This window comes from Mesotoga sp. HF07.pep.5.2.highcov (assembly GCF_003666285.1).
Classification (GTDB): domain Bacteria; phylum Thermotogota; class Thermotogae; order Petrotogales; family Kosmotogaceae; genus Mesotoga; species Mesotoga prima.
Genome location: NZ_JFHJ01000130.1, coordinates 1 through 536, shown reverse-complemented (window position 1 = coordinate 536; position 536 = coordinate 1). Strand labels below are relative to the sequence as shown.

General features: G+C 47.4%; 1 protein-coding gene. It reads left to right on the top strand.

What is annotated here, in order from left to right; genetic code table 11:
• Window positions 1-31: 31 nt before the first annotated feature.
• The coding region (locus BG32_RS02040; RefSeq protein WP_310793857.1) for a histidine kinase dimerization/phospho-acceptor domain-containing protein at window positions 32-536 on the top strand (505 nt) is incomplete at its 3' end.

Genomic DNA, 536 nt, shown 5'->3' with positions numbered 1-536 from the left:
CGACATCTATGTGTTGCAGTCTGAGGGTCTAATGGTGATGCTCAGGAATAGGCTACTCCCAATACTCAGCATTGTGTTACTCGGGGTATTCGGCTTTTCCTTCGTGCTGTCCTTCACTCTCAACGCCCATATATCCAAGGCCCTGTCGGAGCTGCTGAAGGGTTTCGAGTCGATAAAGAAGGGCTCCTTTGTCAGGGTTAAACTCAATTCTAATGACGAGCTGGGCGAGATCGCCTCAGAACTGAACAACACGATGGTCTTCATTGAAAAGACGCTTGACAGACTGAAGAATTCGAATGAAATGCTCAGGAAGGTTTCGAAGGAGGCACAGCAGGCCAGCAAGATGAAATCGGAGTTTCTGGCAAACATGTCCCACGAGATGCGCACCCCTATGAATGCGATTCTCGGTTTTGCCGAGCTACTGATGAACGATGAGACGAATCTGGAAAAAATGAAGTATCTCAAGACAATATACAGGAGCGGGGAACATCTTCTCAGTCTCATAAACGATGTTCTAGACCTCTCAAAGATCGAAG